We start from the raw sequence: 21,292 nt of genomic DNA on the forward strand, positions 1-21,292 counted from the left end.
AGAGGTGGATATTTTGTTGAAATATTATTTTAGAATTTCGACAAATAGTAACAACCTTTTGTTTTTATCTGTTTTATAATATCCTAGTCGACTTATTGAACAGGATTGGAGATACATAAATGGAGCAATTCCTCTTAGAAAAAATCGAAACAATGCGACTTCAAATGGTTCAAGAAGCAATCGTACAAAGTAGTCTTACGAATGAAAGTGTTATTGCAATTAGCCACGAGTTAGATCGATACATCTCTTTATATCAGAAACTGAAAATGGATTCCGTACGTGTCATCGAGCAATATGAGAAGAAAGCAGCTGCCTATTAAAAAATATAATATTGCACGCAATTGAAAATAGTATTACTGTAATCATATGTGCGACTGGCGAAAACGTGGAGTACCACGAGGAAGCACATATGTCATACGCCGTTCGCCTGGGCAAAGTATTTGATCTTGGATCAGATACTTTTTTTATTTCTACTAACTATGAAAAAAGGGCAGGTGTTGCGAATTGAAAATAGCTTATATTCTGTTTGATAAGATGACTACCTTAGATTTTGTTGGGTTTTACGAAGCGGTATCTTGGTTAAGAATTCTAAAAGTCAAAGAAGGATTAACATGGGATCTCTGTGCAAACAAAGAAGAGATTACGGACGATCGAGGTATGACTATAAAAATAAAGCATGTTAGCCCAGACTTATCCGGATACGATTTAATATTTATTCCGGGAGGAATGTCCACTAGAGACTTAAGATATGATACGGAATTTGTTGCATGGATCCGAAGCGCGAGCGATGTACAGTACAAAGTATCTGTCTGTACAGGGGCATTGCTTTTAGGAGCTGCAGGATTCTTACATGGAAAAAAGGCGACAACGAACCCATCTGCTTACGAATTGTTGACCCCCTATTGTTCAGAGGTAGTTAAAGCCCGTATTGTACGGGATGGGGATATTTTTACAGGTGGCGGTGTTTCAGCTTCTATTGATTTAGGTTTGTACCTCATTGAATCATTATCGAATGCGGATGTGGCGAAAAAGGTCCAAATCATGATGGACTATCCTTACTATAGGCCTGGCGAATTATCCGCGATTTTTATGCCATACGAATAACATGCAAATCATTGTATTCGGATAATAAACGCGAGCAGATATACCCGCGTTTGTAGGAAGTGGTGATCAGATACCGTCGACGATACGTTTCGATCGTATGGATACTTGCTTGAACAACTCATCTTCGTCGATCGTCAGCAGTTGGCGATCTTTCATCAACACCTTACCGTTTACGATGGTTGTGTCTACATCCGATCCGTTAGCGCAATAGGCGAGCAGCGAATGAATATTATGGATCGGCTGTAGATGGGGTTTTCTCAAATCGATCAGAATCATATCCGCTTTTTTTCCGATTTCCAGAGTGCCAACTTCATTCCCGATATTCATCAGTTGTGCACTTCCAACCGTCGCCATGCGAAGGACATCAAAAGCGGGAAGTTTCGTGGGGTCACCGTAATCCAGTTTTTGCAACCAAGTTGCCGCTCTTATTTCCGCAAACATATCTAACGTTGCGGCGCTGCCAGCTCCGTCTGTTCCAAGTCCTACAGGAATTCCTTGTTCCATCATCTCCATAATGGGTGCAATACCACATCCAAGTTTGAGGTTGCTTACCGGATTATGCGACACGCCACCTCGCATACCTTTTAAATACCCTATGTCGCGGCGATTAACATGAACGCTGTGAGCCAAAAGCACATGAGCTTTTTCAAACATACCGAGGTGATATAAATATTCGGTTGGCGTTTGGTTATACTTTTCCCGAATCTTCATGACTTCTTCTTTGGTTTCCGCAAGATGCGTGTGTATGGCAATGTTCTCCTGCTCAGCAAGGGCGATTATCTCTGTAAAGGGCTGGGGAGGAACCGTGTAAGGAGAGTGGGGACCTATCATTGTGGTGATGCGGCCCTCGGCTTTACCGCTCCAGCGACGGATGAGATCAAGCGCCTCTGACATTCGGCGACCTCCGTCATTTTCAAGGAAGACCAACCCGCGAGTTAGTGAAGCCCGCATGCCGACTTCTTCGATCGCAGCTGCGATCTCATTCATGTGAATATACATGTCGGCAAAAGCCGTGGTACCCGATTTGATCATTTCGGCCATAGCGAGTTTTGCGCCCCAGTAAATGTCCTCAGGTGTCATTCGGGCTTCAGCGGGCAGCATTTTTTTGTTTAACCAGTCCATAAGCTTGAGATCGTCAGAAAATCCTCTCAATAAGCTCATTGGCGTATGTTGGTGAGCGTTAATAAGCCCAGGTAACGCTGCCTTTCCTTCGGCGAAAATCACTTCATCGACTTCAGTAGTAATGACAGTTTGAATGTCCGAAATATGATCTCCGTCAATGAGTAAGTCCCCTACAAATGGTTCTTTGCTTGCCATTGTTAGGATAGTCGCGCCCTTGATTAATTTTTTCATCATGACAGCCTCCTTTGTCTTGTTTTATTCTAAACCCTGACGTAAAGTGAAGGTCAAGATGATATGTGATTGGTGATCATATACATGTCATGTAAATTAAAGGTGGTTCCTGATGAAAATAAAAGAGGTTTCAGACAGATTGAAAATATCACAAAGGGCCATTCGTTTTTACGAAGAAAAAGGCCTCATCGCGCCTTCCAAGCAAAATGACAACCACTACCGCGTGTTTGACGAAGAAGACATCTGGCGCTTACAGACGATCATTGCCTTACGGGAGTCTGGGATGGTGGTTAGCGATATCCAGAAGGTACTGTCGGATATTGAAGTTCAGGGATACAATCAATTGCAATATTTTTTGGAACTCCAAAGGTCGGTGATGTTTTCCAAGTGGATCGAAATGAAACAGATTATTGAAACGACAGACGACATGATTGAGAGCCTCAAGAATAATCAAGTACTTCAGTTGGATGACATCTATACGCTCGCGGAAGGTTCAAGAAGGTTGAGGGAACAGCGGACATGGGAGGACAAATGGGGGTTTGATCATTTGGCGAGCGAACACGATCAGTTAGTGCAAGAAAACCAACGGAAATATAAAGATTACGAGGAAGCGCTGCGCCTCATCGTGAAGTGGGTGTCACCTGTTCGTGGGGAACGGGGACTTGATATCGGGACAGGAACTGGGAATCTAGCCAGCCGTCTGATTGTTGAAGGCGTAGTAATGGCGGGAGTCGACCAGTCCATTGAGATGTTAAAGGAATGTCAACGCAAATTTCCAGAGATGGAAACCAAGCTTGGCAATTTCCTAGCGTTGCCCTACCTGGACGGAAAATTTGATTTTGTCGTTTCGAGTTTTGCCTTTCATCACCTTACGGATGATCAAAAGCGGCTGGCTATTAAAGAAATGCGTAGAGTATTGAAACCACATGGTCGAATCTGTATCGCTGACTTAATGACGGACAGTAAGGAAGGCGCAGTAGGTGAGAAGGGTGAGGATTATATTCCGCTTTTAGAACTCATTGATGTATTTGAATCGAATGGCTACATCACCAAGCATTTTAAAATGAATGAATTGCTGCATATCATCCTAGCTGTACCAATTCGATAAGCTGTAAACCTTCACCTAGCGTTAATGTTTGTTATATCTGTCATCATATCATCCACTTTGCATGAGGAGTGATCGATCATCGTACAGGAAATGAAAGAGATTGTTATTGGTATTGATGGAGGCGGCACCCATACGAGGGTAATGGCCGTAGATCTCGCAGGAAACGTTCTATCCTACATAGAGAATGGGGCTTCTTCCATACATAAGGATTTGCAAGCAAGGGAAAATGTGCAACAAGCTATCGAAAAGGCATTAGCTCAAGCTGGAAGAAATGTGACACATGTGCAAGCGTTGACGGCAGGAATTGCTGGTTATGATTCTAAAGCGGATCTAGAGTGGGTACTACCTTTGACAGCAGTAGAGGGATTAAATTGCTTGAAACAACACGTCAATGATGCGGTAGTAGCTCATAGTGGAGCACTTCTTACAGAACCGGGCATTATTGTAATCGCGGGAACAGGGTCAATTATTTATGCGATAAATGAGGAAGGAGAGCAGATCAGGAATTATGATCTGCATCACTATGCAGCTAGTGCTGCTCGATTCCTAGCTTATGACGCCACTTTCGAAATTCTTTCGGGTAACATCGATGATAGTGATCATGATTTGATTATTGAGATCTTACAATTTTGGGATTTGACCACTGTCAAAGCGTTATCTCAACTAGCAAAGCAGGGATTTATTATAGATCAACGAGAACGTAATAAAAAATTTGGTCAAATGGCCCCTTTAATTACTAAGGCGGCGCTTCAAAATAGTCAATTGGCTACACTCGTTTGCGACCGTGCAATCCATCAGATAATTACGGGGGTCGAAATGCTCGCAGCATACTTCTCCGATGCAGAAGTCAGTGTTTCTTTCGTAGGTAGTGTTGTTCATAGTGATTATTTCCAACTAAGACTCGCCTCGCAATTGAGTCAGGGTAATAACAAGACATATAAGCTTATTCAACCTTCATTCTCACCAGTAGCTGGCGCAGTGTTACTCGCGTTAAAGCAACTGAACATACCGATAGATCAGGAGATTTTATATAATCTCAGTCAACATCCTCGTTCACAGAGCTATTAAATGGCATTTATGAACGAGGCAGAACGCCCGGATTTTAGTATCACTGACATACGTACAAACATTCCTTGGCTTGTCCACATATCGTAGACAGTGAAAGGAGGTTGAACGCCAATGCCAGTCCATGCAAAAGTCACCTACCCCCGCTTGACCGTTTACAGTGAGAAGTATTTCCAGGGAGGCAATGCCATTTTGAGCGGCAACATCGGTATCCCTAACTTCGACATACCATTAGGAGGAATGGAGAGCCTTCGATTTTTCTCCACGAATCCGGGTGCAACGCTCGTACTCTTTAGCCTAACTAGATTCAGGGGGACGTTTAAAGTCTTTCACGGAGTAAGGAACGTCAGCGATTTCGATAATATCATTAGCGGCAACGATGCAAATTCACTGATCTCGACTGACAAATTCCTGACACTGAGACAGATTCGTGCTATTCGCGACAGTGGTCGGCTGCCTAGTGGTTTCCGGAGAATCTAAAGGAAGATAACCTAGAACGCGGCAAGGATGTAGGCCAACGTCCATCGCTTATCGCGTTTTTTTGTTTGCCAGTGTATGTTTTTCATAGGAAAAGTTTCATACTATTGCATAATAAAAGGAGCCTGGGCACGGAATAGGAGAGTGATGAGATGGCTTTCGGAATTTCCAGACTTGAACTGAATGAATGGAAACGCAAATGTTTACAAGGAGAAATTGCCTTTTTGACGCATTATTGGGTAGAACCTCGCTTTCCAGGGGTAAAAACGATTACAAAAGTAGGCTGCTGTGACTTAGAACGATTAAAGAAATGGTGCTTAGCAAATGGTTTAAATCCAGCATACATACATCTTCGTGATGAATATCCACATTATGATCTGATAGGGAACAAGCAAATTGAAATCTTAAAGAGAGAACATTTGACCGATCATCTGCACAGATTCAAGCTGACTTGACTTGGATAGTTTAATTATAAATGAGTATTATTAACTCAAAGCTATATTTATTTGATACCTTGTAATAGGGGATGTTAAGATCTGTCCATGGAACAAATAAATAAGGATAGATGAAACAAGTGTATGTTGATAGCAAACGGGGGTTCCGCTAATGGGTGTAAAAATGCACGTCGACGAAATGGAAATTAATGAGGCACTCGTACGCCGACTGCTTGCCGCGCAGTTCCCTCACTGGGCAGAGCTTACCTTGAGACGAGTCGAGCCGGCTGGCACAGTGAATGCCATCTTCAGATTAGGTGAACAATATGCCGTTCGGCTTGCACGTCGCATGGGGCCAACGACACCTAGCAGTCGTGAATTTGTATGGCTGTCCAAGCTCTCGCCAATGGTACCGCTTGAAACCCCTGTACCTATCGCTGAAGGACATCCGAGTCTTGAATATCCGTGGTTTTGGGAAATACATTCGTGGGTTGAAGGCGAGTCGGTGCCGATAGCGCAGATTGACGCGCTTCAGGCTGCGCGTGATCTAGCGATGTTCATTTCAGCGCTGCAACAACTTGATCCCTCAGGTGGGCCCAAGGGGCGTGGTATTCATTTGGCTCAACGGGATAAGGAGTTCCGACCCTGGCTGGAGCGTTTCGATGGCCATTCTGCCATTACGGATGTGTGGGAGTCAGCGCTAGCTGCACCTCCGTGGGACGGCGCGCCAGTTTGGCATCATGGCGACCTTGACGTGCGGAACTGGCTCGTTCGAAATAAGCGCATCACCGGGGTGATCGATTGGGGTGAAATGGGCATTGGTGATCCCGCATGCGATGTCATGGTTGCATGGAAGTTACACTCACCCGAGGCTCGTGATGAGTTCCGCAAATATCTACCGACGGACGACGCTACGTGGGCTAGAGCCCGTGGATGGGTCTTATCACAGGCAGTGGCAATCCTGGCATATTACACACCTGAAAACAATCCAGTTCTATACCGTGAGGCGAAATGTTGGCTGGACCTTGTACTGTCAGAATGATACGCGATAGGAGGGAGCAGGCTAAGTGGCTGCTCTCTTTTTGTCCTATTTTGCAACAACAAGGGATTAGGATCATATGAATAGAATTTATATAGTGACTATTGTAACGTTAACTCTAAACCACTGGGGAGGATGCGTAGTATGTTGAATTTAAAGACGGCACCGTTTTATTTGAAGGATGAAGACATTCAGTGGGTAGAACAAACGATTGTCTCTATGAGTCTGAACGAAAAAATTGGACAACTTTTTATTAATTTAGGGTATCGTCATGATGTGGAATATTTGCAGGAGATGTTAGATAAATACCATATCGGAGGCGTACGCTACAATCCGAATACATCGGAAAAGATCTATGAGCAGAATAAATATTTGCATCAACATAGTAAAATTCCTCTCCTAATTGCAGCAAACATGGAATCAGGAGGTAATGGTGCTTGCACAGATGGAACGTTGATCGGTTCGCATGTGCAGATCGGGGCAACCAGAGATCCGAATTATGCCTACCAGATGGGGTATGTAAGTGGGGTTGAAGGTGCAGCGGTCGGCTGTAACTGGACGTTTGCTCCGGTGGTCGACATTAACTATAATTGGCGCAACCCTGTCACGATGACACGCTGCTTTGCGGATCATCCAGATGATGTGCTGGACATGTCAAAAGCCTATTTCAAAGGTATTTGTGAAAGCGGTTTCGCTGCGGCGATGAAGCACTTCCCCGGTGACGGGGTTGACGAACGAGACCATCATTTGCTGACCAGTGTCAATACGCTGTCATGCGAGGAGTGGGACCAAACCTTTGGCAAAGTATACAAAGGAATGATTGAAGCAGGTGTGCAAAGCGTCATGGTTGGACATATCAAGCTGCCTTCATATTCTATGCGGCTTAACGCGAATTTGGCGGAGGAAGATCTACTTCCGGCCACGCTGTCACCGGAACTCGTGACAGGCCTTTTACGGGAACAGCTCGGGTTTAACGGGTTGGTACTCACTGATGCCTCACGAATGATTGGTTTGACTTCCGCGATGGAACGCTCCGACATTCTGCCTCAGGCGATTGCGGCGGGCTGCGATATGTTCTTGTTCTTTAATGATCCAGAAGAGGATTACCAGTTCATGATGGACGGTTATAAGAACGGTGTCATTACGGAACAGCGTCTGCATGACGCCCTGCGTCGCATACTTGGGCTCAAGGCTTCAATCGGGCTGCATCGCAAGCAGCAGGAGGGGACGCTGATCCCTCCGAAGTCAGGTTTAAGCCGAATTGGCTGCAGTGAACACTTGGCTATTGCCGAAGAAGTGGCCGATCGCTCGATTACGCTGGTGAAGCAGACTCGCCCCGACTTGCCGATTCGGCCAGAAACGCATCCGCGTATTATGGTATATATGCTGGGGGACGAGATGATGTTTTTTGGACTTAAGCAGGCGGGGGTGCGAACGTTAGTATCTGAAGAGCTTAAGCGGGTAGGTTTCGAGGTTACCCTTTATGAGTCTCCTTTAGCTGAAGCAGAACGTATTAAACGGGAGAGACCTGGCGAGCCAGTTGCTGTACAGCTCTTCAAACGGCAAAAAGTAACGGATTTCATCAACTCGTACGATGCGGTAATCTTATTTGCAAATGTTCAGCAATTTGCCCAAGAGAACTACGCCAGGATTAAGTGGCTTTCTCCCATGGGGCCAGAAATTCCTTGGTATGTCAGCTCGATGCCGACCGTATTTGTTTCGCTGCACAATCCTTTCCATTTGTACGATGTCCCCATGGTGAAAACGTACATTAACGCTTATGAGTCAACCCAGAACATCATCAGACAAACGATATCGAAGATCATGGGTGACTCAACTTTCAAAGGTGTTAGTCCTGTAGATGCGTTTTGTGGCGTGCGGGATACGCGATACTAAAGCGTTGACTGCAAGTACAAGCAACAGTATACTTTTAGCGTAAGTAAAATAATACCAATTGGAGTGATCTGAAGTATGAATCCGGAAGTTACTGCCTACATAGAAAATTTGCCGAAATGGCAAGCAGATATCAGTTTGACTTTGCGCAACTTGGTTCATGAGACGATTCCGGAGGCCGTAGAACGTATTCAGTACAAGAAACCACACTTTCTGAAGAATGGACATTACGCAGCGGTTATTTCGCCCTCTAAAGATGCAATTGCCTTTATGATCATGAATGCAAACGGCATTGATTTTCCGAAAGAATTTGAAGGTCCAGCTGAACGAAAGTGGATTAAATTAAAGGAAGGGAGCACGCCAGATCTCCTCACGTTGTCTGGGCTTCTGGAGCAAGCATCCAATACGTTATAAATTCGAGCGTACATAAATTAGTGAGATAAGAAAGGAACAGCTCCCCACGGCGGGGAGCTGCTTCTTGTCCGTACAGTTTTTGTAGAGTTAGAACAACGATGAGAAGAATAGGGGGAAATTAAAATGAAGACGATAAAAGGTATGATGAACCACCTGTATTGGGCGAACAGACGCATCTTGGACGCGCTCGAGGAAAGTGATACGACGAATAAAGACATTTTGAAGCTGGTTCGGCACGTCGCTGTCGCAGAACGAGTCTGGCTGTCCCGCTTGCAGATCAAAGGCAATGCGCACTATTCGTTGTGGGAGGAAGCGGAAGATCTGATCGTGATCAGGACGATGTTCGAAGAAAACGCTGAGCAATATCGCGTCTATATCGAAGCACTCGAGGAGTCCGAGTTGGACGAAATGGTCGACTATACGAACATGAGTGGGGTTCCGTTCCGAACTTCCGTTCGAGATATCCTGTTGCAGGTCATCTTGCATGGTCAATATCATCGGGGACAGATCAATCAGGCACTTCGGATCGCATCTGCAGAGCCTGCGCAAGTCGATTACATCACGTTCGCGAGGATCTAACAGGAGATTGAGATTAACCAGGAGTTATATTACTGGACTAGGGTTAGCATTTGGTAGACTTGACGTTGATCTCCATGCAACCGGATATAGCGACACTGCATTTGGGAGGAACCATCTCCGTCCAAATAGATGCCGTCAACTAATTTCCGATGGCCTAACGTTTCTAGAATAGCTGTTCGGAACTCTGCTATCGTACAGGATGTAGGAGTAACTATCATATACATGTTCTCCAGATGATCATAGACAATTGCCGTACGCATACGACGTTCGTCATAGGCTGGCATTTCCTCTAAAATCATGTCATTCTCCCAACGGGTGCTATCGTTAAGCCGCATACTGACACCCCCCTGAGCCCAGTAGTGGTGTTTATCTGTCACAGTCAACTCTCCAGCATGCGTGACAACTTGAATGGAGAAGTGTTGAGTGATGTCATCCCATACGAGTGTTCCGCGTTTTAAGTTCGTGTCAATGCCTGTGTTGTACCAGCCAGAACCGTAATCACCAGGCAAACCTTGCAGCGGTTGATCGTTCATAACCGCAATGCTTAACAGAGCCCCTTCCCAGAAGAATCCCCCGTTAATACCATAATAGGATGTTTTGGTGACATTTGTATCAATGGCCTGAAGTCGAATATTATCAGGGGTTGTTCGAATGGTATGCAATAGGACACCATTGGAAGCTTTCTGTTTTTCATAGTGATAATTGCGAGGAAATTTAGAATCGTTGTGATAATAACTAAGTAAAGAAACAAGCAGTATCGAGGTAGCAATAAGTAGAAAGTGATAACGATTGAATTTGGCTAGTAACAGTTGCGATACTTTCGAATTGTTCACATTGTCATTCCTTTTTGAATGAAGTAGTTTACGTGGCGTTTTTTTCTGTGTTTATTCCAACAATATCATGTATTGGTTATATAAGTATATCCGTAATATTTGACGATAGTAAACGACAAGCAAATTACTTAAGGAGAAAAGCAGAAGCTATGTGCAGGTACTAGTTGAAGAAAGAAGGAAAAAACCGTATATCATGTGATATACGGCTCTTTCCCTTTACAAGCATAAGATTACGTTATGATTTCAAGTCAAATCGATCGGCATTCATGACCTTGACCCAGCTAGCTACGAAGTCACGCACGAACTTTTCTTTATTATCGTCTTGCGCATAAACTTCAGCAACGGCGCGCAGAACGGAATTTGAACCGAAGACGAGATCAACTGTCGTTGCAGAACGAACGACTTTACCGGTCTTGCGATCGCGTCCTTCAAATACATCATCACCAATCGGGTTCCAGTGTATGCCCATATCGAGCAAGTTTACGAAGAAGTCATTGGTAAGTGTCCCTACACGATCGGTGAATACGCCATGTTTGGTGCCGCCGAAGTTCGTTCCTAGTACACGCATACCGCCAACAAGTGCTGTCATTTCCGGTGCAGTCAAGTTAAGCAGGTGTGCCTTATCAACGAGAAGCTCCGCGGAGCTTACACGATATTGCTTCTTCTGATAGTTGCGGAAACCATCAGCGATTGGCTCCAGAACAGCGAAACTTTCAGCATCGGTTTGTTCTTCGGTTGCATCACCGCGTCCAGGAGTAAAAGGAACCGTTACTTGAAAGCCTGCGTCACGTGCCGCTTTTTCCACCGCGGCGCTGCCGCCAAGTACGATCAAATCAGCGATGCTGATTGCAACATCTAGGTCTTCTTGAATACCTTCAAGAATGGTAAGCACTCTGGTCAGTTGATCTGGTTGATTGACTTCCCAGTCGCTTTGTGGGGTAAGTCGAATGCGAGCGCCATTGGCGCCGCCGCGCATGTCCGTCCCACGGAAGGTACTGGCTGAGGCCCAAGCTGTAGATACGAGTTCACTGACAGTAAGTCCAGATGTTAGAATCTTAGCTTTGATATCTTCAACATCTGCCTCTGTCAATGTGTAGGTCACTGTCGGTACAGCGTCTTGCCAGATCAGAACTTCTTCAGGAACTTCCGGTCCTAAATATCTGGCAAGAGGCCCCATATCCCGGTGGGTGAGCTTAAACCATGCACGAGCAAACGCATCTGCAAATTCGTCTGGATTCTCATAATAACGACGGGAGATTTTCTCGTAAGCTGGATCGACACGCAAGGCCATATCTGCGGTAGTCATGATTGTCTTCACACGAATGGAAGGATCTTCAGCATCAGGAGCGAGATGTTCCTCAGCAGGATTGATTGGTGTCCACTGATGAGCGCCAGCAGGGCTCTTCGTTAGTGTCCATTCATATCCGAATAGAAGTTCGAAGAAACCATTATCCCATTGTGTTGGATTCGCTGTCCAAGCACCTTCAATACCGCTAGTGATGGTATCCCGGCCTTTGCCAGAGCCATGTGTACTGATCCAACCTAAGCCTAAAGCTTCAATAGCAGCTGCTTCCGGCTCTGCACCTACATGCGCGGCATCTCCTGCGCCGTGCGCTTTACCGAATGTGTGTCCGCCAGCAACGAGGGCAACGGTTTCTTCATCGTTCATGCCCATCCGTTTGAAGGTATCGCGGATATCGCGAGCACTAGCAAGCGGATCGGGCTTACCGTTCGGTCCTTCTGGATTTACATAGATAAGTCCCATTTGAACGGCAGCGAGGGGATTCTCAAGCTCACGATCGCCAGTATAACGCTTATCTCCCAGCCACTCGGTTTCTACACCCCAGTAAATATCTTCTTCGGGATGCCACACATCTGCACGACCGCCGCCGAAACCAAACGTTTTACCGCCCATCGATTCAATAGCCACATTGCCAGTTAGAATGAACAAGTCGGCCCAAGAGATTTTGTTGCCATACTTCTGCTTAATCGGCCAGAGGAGTCTACGAGCTTTATCTAGGTTGCCGTTGTCAGGCCAGCTATTCAGTGGAGCAAAACGCTGTGTGCCAGTTCCAGCACCTCCGCGCCCATCACCTGTCCGATATGTACCTGCGGAGTGCCAAGCCATTCGAATAAAGAAGGGACCATAATGTCCGAAGTCAGCTGGCCACCAATCTTGGCTGTTCGTCATGAGTTCACGAAGATCTTGTTTAAGCGCGGGGTAGTCTAGTTTCTCGAACTCCTCGGCATAATTGAAATCGTCGCCAAGAGGATTGGATTTGCGGTCATGTTGATGGAGGATGTTCAAATTCAATTGATTAGGCCACCAGTTTTTATTCGTCGTGCCACTAGATTTGTGACTCGTAGCGCTTCCATTTCCATGAGAGAACGGGCATTTTCCAGAGTTAGCAGTGTCCATTGGGTTCATTTCTACCTCTCCAATCAAATTAAATTAATTTTTAAATAATAATTATTATAATTAATATATAATACAATCCAGGAAAAAATCAACGACTTTTTATATAAATTAAAGCCATGTATCTATTCCTAATGGTTGTCTCTCCTAATTATATTGCTATAGCCCAAAATGAATTCCTTATAATTTAACTAATCGTTTTTGATGTAGAAATGGAACCATATTTGTTACTTGATGAGATCTACTAATTGATTTGGTACAAAGTGGTTGCGTACAATATCCCTTAGATGAGTACAATATTTATGTTTTCAATTACTCAGATGGGTGGGACTAATGTCATGACAACACACGATAAACAACGAGAAAATCACGCTAAGGATCAAGAAGATAATAAACCGAATCATGGTAAAAGTAGAAAAAAGGGTAAGTAAATAATAAAGCACAAAAGCCTTAAGGGAAGCTGTCCCTCAGGGCTTTCGTTTTGTTCGTATATTTAATTAATAGGGTTAATTAATCCATTGCACGACATCATTCATATCTTTTCTTCCTCTAGGGAATACAGGCTCATTTGCGCGGTATCCAAATGCAACCATAGCTGAAACAGCGAGGTGACCATCCTCTAGTAAGTTTTCTTCCGCAAGGAGCTTTTCTACCTTATCGATATAAAATCCTTCAATTGGACAAGAGTCAATTCCTAGTAACGCTCCTACAGTCATCATATTGGCAAAAGGAAGGAAGGTTTGTCTTTTAGCCCAATCCAACGCTTTTTGCTCAGTTTCAAACAAATTTTGTTGGTTTACTTGGAAATTTCTTATACCCTCTATGATTTGGTCAGATTTTTCATCTGGGACACCCCAAACATTAACCCAGTGATTTTTTACATAATCGGAGTCATACCTTGTATCCTTGCTAGTTCTTGAAAGAATGATAACGAAATGGCTAGCAGTTGGCAGATGACCTTGTGCACCAGGAGAAATCTCTTTTAACTTTTCTCTAAAGTCCTCATTTTGGACAACGAGAAATTTCCAGGGTTCAATGCCACAGGAGCTTGGTGAAAGTCGAGCTGCTTCTAAGATGACATTAAAGTCTTCTTCAGAGATTTTTTTGGTTGGATCAAAGCTTTTTATTGCACGTCTAAAATGAAACGCATCAAGAATTTCTTGTCTATTTATCACTCGTTGTGTCATATTCAAACACTTCCTTCTTCTTAGTTGTTGTGGATCATGTTGTCTACTCGATTGATTCTAAGATAGAATTCAGTTGTTCTCAATCATCAGTATTGGTGTTTTATTGCCTAAACAACAAACAAATTAAATTGTTGCCTAAGCATAGAAAAGTGAGGAAACATATGGATGAGATGAAAGTAGATCCACGCATTATACGGACAAGAAAATTGTTAATGGATGCGTTTCATACATTAGCTCAAAAAAAAGAGTTCAAATCCATTACAATAAACGACATCACGGAGGAAGCAACCGTAAATCGTGCTACTTTTTATTCGCATTTTCAAGATAAATACGAATTAATGGATGCTTCTCTTACCGAAGAAATAGTAGAAAGTATTGTGAAACATTTGAAGCATTACGAGAAGTTAAATGAAGAGACTATTGTAAACATCTTTTTTACATTAACTTCGTTTCATATAAAAAAGCGTACGGAATATAGCTCACAATGTAGAAGAAGTTTGGAATCCTTTTATTCCATCATTGAACAAAAAATAAAAAAAGAACTGGGTGAATTGTTTTATACCCTATTTTTAAAACAACAACCAAACTTGGATTCGGAAGCCTTAAAAATTGGTACGACGGTGTTGAGCTGGGGAATTTACGGAGCATCTGTGGATTGGGAAAATAATAGTTCACTTTCAGCAGAACGATACATAAATAAAGCCTTACCTTTTATAGTGACGGAAATCAATTTGTTAAAGGAGTAGAAGAGATTACATACACGTAAGCCCATCGCATGGGCTTTTTTTATTTTCAAATAATTCCAACAATAATAGATAAACCTATTGAAATGAATATCCTTTGGGAAATTTGCCCTATATGTAAACTATGCGTACATAATCTTACTTTTGTTCTATCGAAGAACTGGATTCTGTTAATGGAAGTGGGAGAGATTCCTTGTTAAAGTAAGATAGGACAGCTATGTCAAGCTCACGCTAGGAGTGTGTATATGAAACATGACCGATTGTTCTGGTATCCGGCCACGATTAAAAATAAATTGTTCATGGCATTTATTTGTTTGATTTTACTGCCCTTTTCAATCCTTAATGTGTATAACTTCAAGAAGATGGAATCACTTATGCGAGATAAAGTAACCGAACAAAGTCAGGAAGATCTCTTGCGGGTAAAAAAATCGTTTGAAGAAATGATGAAAAGCTCTTACTTAACCTTTACTTTGCTGGAACAAGACCCGAATATCGTGTCCATCCTGCAAAATCCTGTAAATTACGATGCTTATGATGCACAAAATACGGTTGAATATAAATTCAAAGCGATAACGAATACGTTGTTTCTAAACAGATCGCCTGTTTATTACACAGTTTTGGATATGAAAGGCCATTATTATACCTCGTACAAGCCTTTGCAAACCCTAAGCTATCCACTCTTTACCGGACAGGAATGGTTCGAGAAAACGAAATCTTCGCAGGAAAAGTTCGTGTGGTCTCTAGAGAAAAATTTTATGCATAGGGATGAGTCCTCCAACTCCATGCTGCTTAGTGTGTCGACAACGTTTAAGCGGAGTGACGGCTCGGTGTATGCGGTGGTGAAGGGGAGTATCGACTATATCGATTTAATGAAGAATACCGCGGCATCGTCAGGCCAATCCAACCAATATCTCTTACTAGATGAGCTTGGCCAACTTGTCTTCCAAAATGCCCAAAGTCAAATGGATGCGGATGAAATTCAAAACATGTTTCATTCTTCTTCCGAGAACGGATATGTAACAAACCACGATTACATTATTAATTATTATTATATTCCTATGCTGAAGTGGTATTTAATTAAGCAAGTGCCCAAATCGTTCGTGTTTGCTGAAAGCGACCGACTGCAGCAATCGTTCTTTTTTAGCTTGATTCTCATGACGTTAGCCTTTATTGGCATTACTTTTTTTATCACGTCCCGAGTTACGAAGCCATTAAAACAGATTCAAGTCAAAATGAGAGAGATGGTTCACAATAATTTGAAGGTCCGTTTGCCGAACAATCGGTTCCACAGTGTTGAGATTCGTGAATTGACCAATACGTTTAACCGGATGGTTGGCGATATGAAAGATCTCATTCAACGACTGCGATCGGAGGAGCGGCAGAAGGAGTCTGTTCATTTTCAAATGCTGCTTTCCCAAACAAACCCCCATTTTCTACTCAACACGCTCAATACGATTAAATGGATTGCGCTGCGTAAAGGGGATGATGAAATCACGGACATTTGCACGAGCTTAGGTATGCTTTTAGAGGCAAGCTTGAACTCGGAAGTCGAGCTCATTCATCTCAAAGAGGAGATTGAATTGGTCAATTCTTATATGCTCATTCAAAATTTCCGATATAAACAAAGCTTCACGCTCTATTATGAGGTGGATGAATCCCTTGCGTATGCTTTGGTTCCCAAGCTCAGCTTACAGCCACTGGTTGAGAACAGTATTCAACATGGATTTAACCTAGCCAAGGGCACGGGAGAGATCTGTATTCGCATTTTCAACAGGCATGATAGGCTATTTGTACAGGTTGATGATAATGGGATAGGCATCGATGCGGCTGCTATGCATGCGATTTCAAACCCCTCAAGAAAGAGAAAAGGGATTGGACTTCACAATTTGAAAACGAGATTAGGTTTGTTGTTCAAACAGAAAGCGGATTTGACGATCGTAAGCTTGACACAAGGCACACGCGTGGAATTCTATCTGCCTCTGTTGTTATCGGAACCGTATAAGAAGGAGTGACCGGGATGTGGACGGTACTATTGGTCGAGGATGAAGTGTTCGTAAGAGAGTCGGTTCGGACCATTATTGATTGGGGAAAAATAGGATTCACGGTCGTTGGCGAGGCAGGTGATGGGGAAGAGGCACTTGCCTTTATTCGTGCAAACAAGCCGCATGTGGTCATTTCGGACATCATCATGCCAGTCATGAATGGCGTGGAATTGCTTAAAACAGTGAGAGATGAAGGAAATGATACAAGATTCATTATGCTTTCGTGTATGAGCGATTTTGAATATGTACGGCAAGCGATGGAGTACGGAGCTTCTAATTATATTTTAAAACTATCCATGAAGGTTCAATCGTTGTATGAAGCACTTGAAAAGGTACGTGTGGAACTCGAACGGATGTCGGACAAGCCAGCAGGGGTTAAAGTGATGGAACATGTGCCATCTTCTTTACCTGAAGCCAAATCAGATCATCCCGAATTGAACAAAATCCTGCATTATCTGCATAATCACTATCAGGAGGAAATCTCTTTGCAATGGCTGGCTAGCTATGTCGCACTCGATGAGAAGTATGTTTCCCAGTTGTTTAAAAAGAAAACCGGTGATAATTTTGTTCATTATTTACATCGAATTCGGATTGAGCATGCAAGAAAGCTGCTTGCAACGACGAAAATGACGGTAAGCGAAATCGGGGAGCGGGTAGGATTTATGAATGATAATTACTTTATTAAAATTTTTCGGCGCTTTTGCGAAATGACACCACAGAGCTACCGGAAACAGCAGCAGGAAGGCTTATAACGGATGATGGAATTCGTTCTATGTAACTCCGAAAAAATGCAAGAGAATGGTCTATCTACTACTGGATTTTGTTCATTATCGACAAGGTGTGCGCCTGATATAGTTAGATTCGTAAATCAATTACGTAACCACTAGGAGGTCAACACCAATGAGTAAAAAGAAAGTTTCCCTTTCCGTGCTTTCTCTCACATTAGCGGCAAGTATGATTGCAGGCTGCAGCACCGGCTCCGGAACAAGTAATGAAAGTAGCACATCCGCTGCACCGAAGCAAGCGACGGGACCTGTCACACTGAGCTTCTGGGGAGGCGTTCCGGCAGAGAATGGCCCACAAGCGGTGATCGAGGCATGGAATAAAGCGAACCCGGATATTCAAGTCAAATATGAGCGTTATGTCAATGACGATGCAGGGAATTTGAAGTTGGATACGGCGCTCATCTCCGGGCAAGAAGTTGATCTCTATGTGAACTACACGACTTCGGCGCTTAAGAAACGGATTGATAACGGCGTTGCACTGGATCTCTCCGCGAAAAGTGATTATAACATTGACACGAAGATGGGTCCTCAAGCTGCAGATTGGAAAATCAACAGCAAGTATTATGGTGTTCCGACGAAACGCAACATTTTCTTCATGTGGTTGAACAAAGATGCCTTGGATCAAGCAGGCTTGAAGGTTCCTTTTGACTGGACATGGTCGGATCTGAAGGATTACAGCATGAAGCTTAAAACGGACAAGCGTTATGGTTTGGTCCAAACGACGGAAGTGTTCCCTGATGCGATGGACGGGGCGATTGCGGCAACAAAGTATGTCAAAGCAGATGGCAAATCTGACTTTAATAATCCGCTAGTTGGCACATGGCTTGATACGCTGAACAGTATGATGAAAGACGGCAAAGCGACACCACCGCTTGGTGAGCAATTGACAACAAAAATGCCAGTTGAAAATGTGTTTCTTAAAGGCGATGCCGGCATGTTGAATGCAGGGGAGTGGATTTTCCGGAGCTCCAATGATTTGAAAACAAATCCGCGTAACTTCAAAATCGCATTTGCACCTGTTCCGAAGGTGACCAAAGACGAAGCAAACTTCAAAATGCGCGGCGGACTTGGAGACTTTATCTCCATCTCAGCGAAAAGCAAAAATCAAGAAGCAGCTTGGAAATTCTTGAAATGGTATGCGGATGGCGGTATGCTGCCAATGGCTTCCGGTGGACGGATTCCAGCTTCGAAGGATGCGAATGTGGCTGAAGCGACGAAACTTCTCCTTGGCGATGCAGCAAATACGTATGATATGGATTCTCTGAACAAAGTTGTATTCGGTCAATTTGATACGTACAACCGTGATCTTCCGCAGCAAGTCATCGATCTTCGCAGAGAAGAATACGAGAAGTTCTTCTTAGGTAAACAAGATACGAAAACGACACTTGATACGTTAGCTAAACGTCATGATGAGTTTATGGCCCAAAATAAAAAATAGCACCAGCCATGCAAGGAGGCTCTGATTCAGAGTCTCCTTTGCTCTAAATAAATCGTATCGCTCCGCTGATGCAAGTGGAAGTCAGCTCGGCTAATACGTTAAAGGAGTCAAGGGATGAATAACAACTGGATGAAACGGCAACAAAAAATCGGCATGCTCTTTATTGCTCCCAATATGCTTGGTGTTCTCGTCTTTTACATTTTGCCAGCCTTGTTCTCGCTGGGCTTGGCGTTTACAGATTGGAAATTCGGTAATCCTGCGTTTCATTTCACAGGGTTAGATAACATACAACGACTACTGCATGATGAGATGTTCTATGTATCGCTGAAAAATACATTTATTTTTATGCTGGCTGTTCCGGTTTCGATTGCGTTAGGTTTTGTCATTGCCGTCGTACTGAATAACCTGGTGTACCTTAAAGGTTTACTGAAAGCTATGTACTTCATGCCTTACATCACGTCCGGAGTCGCAATCGGCTTTGTATGGATGCTTCTGTTCCATCCGACCCAGGGACCTATCAATCAGTTCTTAATGGCAATCGGTATTAAGCATCCGCCGCAATGGTTTGGATCAATGGACTCCGCTATGTATGCGATGGATGTCATCTGGATTTGGTTTTTGCTAGGATATAACATGATTATTTATCTAGCTGCTTTGCAGGAAATTTCGACGGAACAATTAGAGGCGGCGAAAATGGACGGGGCAAGTTACTGGACCACGATTCGTAAAATCGTATTCCCACTGGTAAGTCCTACGACTTTTTTATTGATGATTACGGGCTTAATTATGACCATCAAAACATTTGGAATTATCGAGGCTACAACGCATGGCGGCCCGGGAAGCTCGACAACGATTCTGTCCTTATTTGTCTACAAGACAGCGTTTTCATATTACGAGATGGGCTACGCTTCCACCATTTCATGGGCATTATTCATCATTATTCTGATTATTACGTTGGTTCAATGGTACGGTCAGAAGAAATGGGTTCATTACTAATCAGATAGGAAGTGATCAACATGTCTGCGCAAACGAAAGTATCCGATGGGCAAAAAGTAGGCGTCAAGGTCATCATGACGTGCATCATGCTGGCCTTAGCGATTACGACCATCCTGCCATTTATCTGGATGATTTCTACTTCATTCAAAACACCTCAGGAAGTGTTCTCGTATCCCATTTCTTGGATTCCAAAGCATTGGGTGTTGGAGCATCATGAAAAAGTATGGTTCGGGAAAGACAGCTTTCTCATATATTACTGGAACTCGCTAAAAATTGCGGTAATTTCAACAATTGGAGCCACGTTCTTATCAGCACTTGCTGCTTATGGCTTTTCGCGTGTGGAATTTAAAGGGAGAGATTCCTTATTCGTCCTTTATTTATCCATGATGATGGTTCCGCCGCAAGTCTTGTTCGTTCCCAAATTCATTATGTTCAACTGGGTGGGCATCTACAATACACACTGGGCATTAATTTTGCCAGGTCTATTTACAATCTTAGGTGTTTTCCTTATGCGTCAGTTCATGATCGGCATTCCTAAAGAGATATCAGAATCAGCCTTTATTGATGGCGCGGGGCATTTTCGGATTTTCTGGCAGCTTATGCTGCCGCTTGCAAAACCTGCCATTGCAACATTGGCGATTATCGATTTTTCATGGCACTGGAACGACTACGAGAACGCCATCGTGTTCTTGTTAGATAAGGATTTATTTACTGTACCGCTCGGTCTACAAAATTTCATCCAAGAATTTAATATTGATTACAACGGTATGATGGCCGCAACTTCAGCGGGTATCGTTCCTATCTTGATTGTTTTTATCATTGGTCAAAAGTACATCATTCAAGGGGTTTCAAGTTCTGCTGTGAAGGGATAAGGTTAAAAGAGGTTGTCTCACTTATGGGACAGCCTTTTTTTGTTTTAGACGATATTTGTTCCAATATATGGTAGAATTTTATTGATTGAATTATGATCTTATTGCAAAAAAGGGGGGAGATTATCTGAAACTAAATAAATACCATTTTTTTACGATTAGCATTTTGGTTTCCATATTTTCTTGTTTCCTCTTTACCGCCTCAGTTTGGCAAATGATTGTTGATAATGAGTACGTTGAATCCTTACAACTCCCCTCTGATGGAGATAGCATGGGAATACCATTCATTGCTGCAATTATGGGAAGTTTTATGTTTGCAATCATTCATATTATTGTTCACTTGGTTTTGTTTGGTTTATGTTATAGAAATACGATCAAAAGAGAAATTCGTATCGATGAGTTCCTAATTAAGAGCGATAGTTGGATCTATAATGCCATGCGCGGAATAAGCTATTTGTTCATACTAGTATATGGATTTGATTTTATTGGGCAATATATGAAATTTTATGTATGCAAT

20 protein-coding genes and 1 riboswitch are annotated in these 21,292 nt (G+C 43.3%); of the genes, 16 read left to right on the top strand and 4 right to left on the bottom strand.

Features of this window, described 5'->3' with window-relative positions; genetic code table 11:
* Nucleotides 1-119 precede the first annotated feature (119 nt).
* Together AC58QT_RS03690 and AC58QT_RS03695 are read left to right on the top strand one after the other, a co-directional pair.
* Nucleotides 120-320 (top strand): Spo0E family sporulation regulatory protein-aspartic acid phosphatase, encoded by a 201-nt coding sequence (locus AC58QT_RS03690; RefSeq protein WP_497407718.1) that lies wholly within the window; start codon nucleotides 120-122, stop codon nucleotides 318-320.
* Nucleotides 321-360: 40 nt separating this feature from the next.
* Nucleotides 361-440: riboswitch (ZMP/ZTP riboswitch) on the top strand.
* Between the two features lie 64 nt (nucleotides 441-504).
* The gene (locus tag AC58QT_RS03695; RefSeq protein ID WP_497407719.1) at nucleotides 505-1,104 is read left to right on the top strand and encodes a DJ-1/PfpI family protein; all 600 of its coding nucleotides are present in this window, start codon (nucleotides 505-507) and stop codon (nucleotides 1,102-1,104) included.
* 66 nt (nucleotides 1,105-1,170) lie between these two features.
* Here the strand turns inward: AC58QT_RS03695 and AC58QT_RS03700 are convergent, their stop codons facing one another.
* Nucleotides 1,171-2,460, bottom strand: a complete 1,290-nt coding sequence (locus AC58QT_RS03700) for an amidohydrolase (protein ID WP_497407720.1) — start codon at nucleotides 2,458-2,460, stop codon at nucleotides 1,171-1,173.
* 109 nt (nucleotides 2,461-2,569) lie between these two features.
* Between AC58QT_RS03700 and AC58QT_RS03705 the strand changes: the two genes are divergently transcribed.
* The 8 genes from AC58QT_RS03705 (at nucleotide 2,570) to AC58QT_RS03740 (ending at nucleotide 9,466) form a co-directional block, all read left to right on the top strand.
* The gene (locus AC58QT_RS03705) at nucleotides 2,570-3,565 is read left to right on the top strand and encodes a MerR family transcriptional regulator (RefSeq protein WP_497407721.1); all 996 of its coding nucleotides are present in this window, start codon (nucleotides 2,570-2,572) and stop codon (nucleotides 3,563-3,565) included.
* 90 nt (nucleotides 3,566-3,655) lie between these two features.
* Entirely contained in the window at nucleotides 3,656-4,633 is a 978-nt protein-coding gene (locus AC58QT_RS03710; protein WP_497407722.1) for a BadF/BadG/BcrA/BcrD ATPase family protein, read from the top strand.
* A 111-nt stretch (nucleotides 4,634-4,744) separates the two neighbouring features.
* Nucleotides 4,745-5,110, top strand: a complete 366-nt coding sequence (locus AC58QT_RS03715) for a hypothetical protein (protein WP_497407723.1) — start codon at nucleotides 4,745-4,747, stop codon at nucleotides 5,108-5,110.
* Nucleotides 5,111-5,259: 149 nt separating this feature from the next.
* On the top strand, nucleotides 5,260-5,562 hold the full coding sequence (locus tag AC58QT_RS03720) for a hypothetical protein (protein ID WP_497407724.1): 303 nt from the start codon (nucleotides 5,260-5,262) through the stop codon (nucleotides 5,560-5,562).
* A gap of 151 nt (nucleotides 5,563-5,713) precedes the next feature.
* Complete coding sequence (locus tag AC58QT_RS03725; protein WP_497407725.1) at nucleotides 5,714-6,583, top strand: aminoglycoside phosphotransferase family protein; 870 nt, start codon at nucleotides 5,714-5,716, stop codon at nucleotides 6,581-6,583.
* A 141-nt stretch (nucleotides 6,584-6,724) separates the two neighbouring features.
* The gene (locus tag AC58QT_RS03730) at nucleotides 6,725-8,476 is read left to right on the top strand and encodes a glycoside hydrolase family 3 protein (RefSeq protein ID WP_497407726.1); all 1,752 of its coding nucleotides are present in this window, start codon (nucleotides 6,725-6,727) and stop codon (nucleotides 8,474-8,476) included.
* A 75-nt stretch (nucleotides 8,477-8,551) separates the two neighbouring features.
* Nucleotides 8,552-8,887 (top strand): DUF1801 domain-containing protein, encoded by a 336-nt coding sequence (locus AC58QT_RS03735; RefSeq protein WP_497407727.1) that lies wholly within the window; start codon nucleotides 8,552-8,554, stop codon nucleotides 8,885-8,887.
* 123 nt (nucleotides 8,888-9,010) lie between these two features.
* Nucleotides 9,011-9,466: a DinB family protein gene (locus AC58QT_RS03740; RefSeq protein ID WP_497407728.1), complete on the top strand. Its 456-nt coding sequence runs from the start codon at nucleotides 9,011-9,013 to the stop codon at nucleotides 9,464-9,466.
* Between the two features lie 29 nt (nucleotides 9,467-9,495).
* On the opposite strand, the gene AC58QT_RS03745 is transcribed toward AC58QT_RS03740, so the two are convergent.
* The 3 genes from AC58QT_RS03745 to AC58QT_RS03755 all read right to left on the bottom strand — a co-directional run bounded on the left by AC58QT_RS03745 (nucleotide 9,496) and on the right by AC58QT_RS03755 (nucleotide 13,902).
* Nucleotides 9,496-10,299, bottom strand: a complete 804-nt coding sequence (locus tag AC58QT_RS03745) for a hypothetical protein (RefSeq protein WP_497407729.1) — start codon at nucleotides 10,297-10,299, stop codon at nucleotides 9,496-9,498.
* Nucleotides 10,300-10,534: 235 nt separating this feature from the next.
* Nucleotides 10,535-12,727: a catalase/peroxidase HPI gene (gene katG / locus AC58QT_RS03750; RefSeq protein WP_497407730.1), complete on the bottom strand. Its 2,193-nt coding sequence runs from the start codon at nucleotides 12,725-12,727 to the stop codon at nucleotides 10,535-10,537.
* 494 nt (nucleotides 12,728-13,221) lie between these two features.
* Nucleotides 13,222-13,902 (bottom strand): NAD(P)H-dependent oxidoreductase, encoded by a 681-nt coding sequence (locus AC58QT_RS03755; protein ID WP_497286256.1) that lies wholly within the window; start codon nucleotides 13,900-13,902, stop codon nucleotides 13,222-13,224.
* A 161-nt stretch (nucleotides 13,903-14,063) separates the two neighbouring features.
* Between AC58QT_RS03755 and AC58QT_RS03760 the strand changes: the two genes are divergently transcribed.
* From AC58QT_RS03760 to AC58QT_RS03785, 6 genes are all read left to right on the top strand, one after another.
* Complete coding sequence (locus tag AC58QT_RS03760; RefSeq protein ID WP_497407731.1) at nucleotides 14,064-14,648, top strand: TetR/AcrR family transcriptional regulator; 585 nt, start codon at nucleotides 14,064-14,066, stop codon at nucleotides 14,646-14,648.
* Nucleotides 14,649-14,890: 242 nt separating this feature from the next.
* Nucleotides 14,891-16,657: a cache domain-containing sensor histidine kinase gene (locus tag AC58QT_RS03765; protein WP_497407732.1), complete on the top strand. Its 1,767-nt coding sequence runs from the start codon at nucleotides 14,891-14,893 to the stop codon at nucleotides 16,655-16,657.
* Nucleotides 16,658-16,662: 5 nt separating this feature from the next.
* A complete protein-coding gene (locus tag AC58QT_RS03770; RefSeq protein WP_497407733.1) occupies nucleotides 16,663-17,439 on the top strand; it encodes a response regulator in 777 nt (258 codons plus the stop codon).
* A gap of 148 nt (nucleotides 17,440-17,587) precedes the next feature.
* Nucleotides 17,588-18,910: an ABC transporter substrate-binding protein gene (locus AC58QT_RS03775; protein WP_497407734.1), complete on the top strand. Its 1,323-nt coding sequence runs from the start codon at nucleotides 17,588-17,590 to the stop codon at nucleotides 18,908-18,910.
* 114 nt (nucleotides 18,911-19,024) lie between these two features.
* Nucleotides 19,025-19,906 (top strand): carbohydrate ABC transporter permease, encoded by an 882-nt coding sequence (locus AC58QT_RS03780; protein ID WP_497407735.1) that lies wholly within the window; start codon nucleotides 19,025-19,027, stop codon nucleotides 19,904-19,906.
* Between the two features lie 20 nt (nucleotides 19,907-19,926).
* Nucleotides 19,927-20,778, top strand: coding sequence for a carbohydrate ABC transporter permease (locus AC58QT_RS03785; protein ID WP_497407736.1), 852 nt, complete (start codon nucleotides 19,927-19,929; stop codon nucleotides 20,776-20,778).
* Nucleotides 20,779-21,292 lie beyond the last annotated feature (514 nt).

Source organism: Paenibacillus sp. J31R109, from assembly GCF_059692055.1.

What these genes read in the sequence shown, in the direction of transcription:
- AC58QT_RS03690 (WP_497407718.1), top strand. Translation starts at nt 120, where the DNA reads ATGGAGCAATTCCTCTTAGAAAAAATCGAAACAATGCGACTTCAAATG.
- AC58QT_RS03700 (WP_497407720.1), bottom strand. Translation starts at nt 2,460, where the DNA reads ATGATGAAAAAATTAATCAAGGGCGCGACTATCCTAACAATGGCAAGC.
- AC58QT_RS03705 (WP_497407721.1), top strand. Translation starts at nt 2,570, where the DNA reads ATGAAAATAAAAGAGGTTTCAGACAGATTGAAAATATCACAAAGGGCC.
- AC58QT_RS03710 (WP_497407722.1), top strand. Translation starts at nt 3,656, where the DNA reads ATGAAAGAGATTGTTATTGGTATTGATGGAGGCGGCACCCATACGAGG.
- AC58QT_RS03715 (WP_497407723.1), top strand. Translation starts at nt 4,745, where the DNA reads ATGCCAGTCCATGCAAAAGTCACCTACCCCCGCTTGACCGTTTACAGT.
- AC58QT_RS03720 (WP_497407724.1), top strand. Translation starts at nt 5,260, where the DNA reads ATGGCTTTCGGAATTTCCAGACTTGAACTGAATGAATGGAAACGCAAA.
- AC58QT_RS03725 (WP_497407725.1), top strand. Translation starts at nt 5,714, where the DNA reads ATGGGTGTAAAAATGCACGTCGACGAAATGGAAATTAATGAGGCACTC.
- AC58QT_RS03730 (WP_497407726.1), top strand. Translation starts at nt 6,725, where the DNA reads ATGTTGAATTTAAAGACGGCACCGTTTTATTTGAAGGATGAAGACATT.
- AC58QT_RS03735 (WP_497407727.1), top strand. Translation starts at nt 8,552, where the DNA reads ATGAATCCGGAAGTTACTGCCTACATAGAAAATTTGCCGAAATGGCAA.
- AC58QT_RS03740 (WP_497407728.1), top strand. Translation starts at nt 9,011, where the DNA reads ATGAAGACGATAAAAGGTATGATGAACCACCTGTATTGGGCGAACAGA.
- katG (WP_497407730.1), bottom strand. Translation starts at nt 12,727, where the DNA reads ATGAACCCAATGGACACTGCTAACTCTGGAAAATGCCCGTTCTCTCAT.
- AC58QT_RS03755 (WP_497286256.1), bottom strand. Translation starts at nt 13,902, where the DNA reads ATGACACAACGAGTGATAAATAGACAAGAAATTCTTGATGCGTTTCAT.
- AC58QT_RS03760 (WP_497407731.1), top strand. Translation starts at nt 14,064, where the DNA reads ATGGATGAGATGAAAGTAGATCCACGCATTATACGGACAAGAAAATTG.
- AC58QT_RS03765 (WP_497407732.1), top strand. Translation starts at nt 14,891, where the DNA reads ATGAAACATGACCGATTGTTCTGGTATCCGGCCACGATTAAAAATAAA.
- AC58QT_RS03770 (WP_497407733.1), top strand. Translation starts at nt 16,663, where the DNA reads ATGTGGACGGTACTATTGGTCGAGGATGAAGTGTTCGTAAGAGAGTCG.
- AC58QT_RS03775 (WP_497407734.1), top strand. Translation starts at nt 17,588, where the DNA reads ATGAGTAAAAAGAAAGTTTCCCTTTCCGTGCTTTCTCTCACATTAGCG.
- AC58QT_RS03780 (WP_497407735.1), top strand. Translation starts at nt 19,025, where the DNA reads ATGAATAACAACTGGATGAAACGGCAACAAAAAATCGGCATGCTCTTT.
- AC58QT_RS03785 (WP_497407736.1), top strand. Translation starts at nt 19,927, where the DNA reads ATGTCTGCGCAAACGAAAGTATCCGATGGGCAAAAAGTAGGCGTCAAG.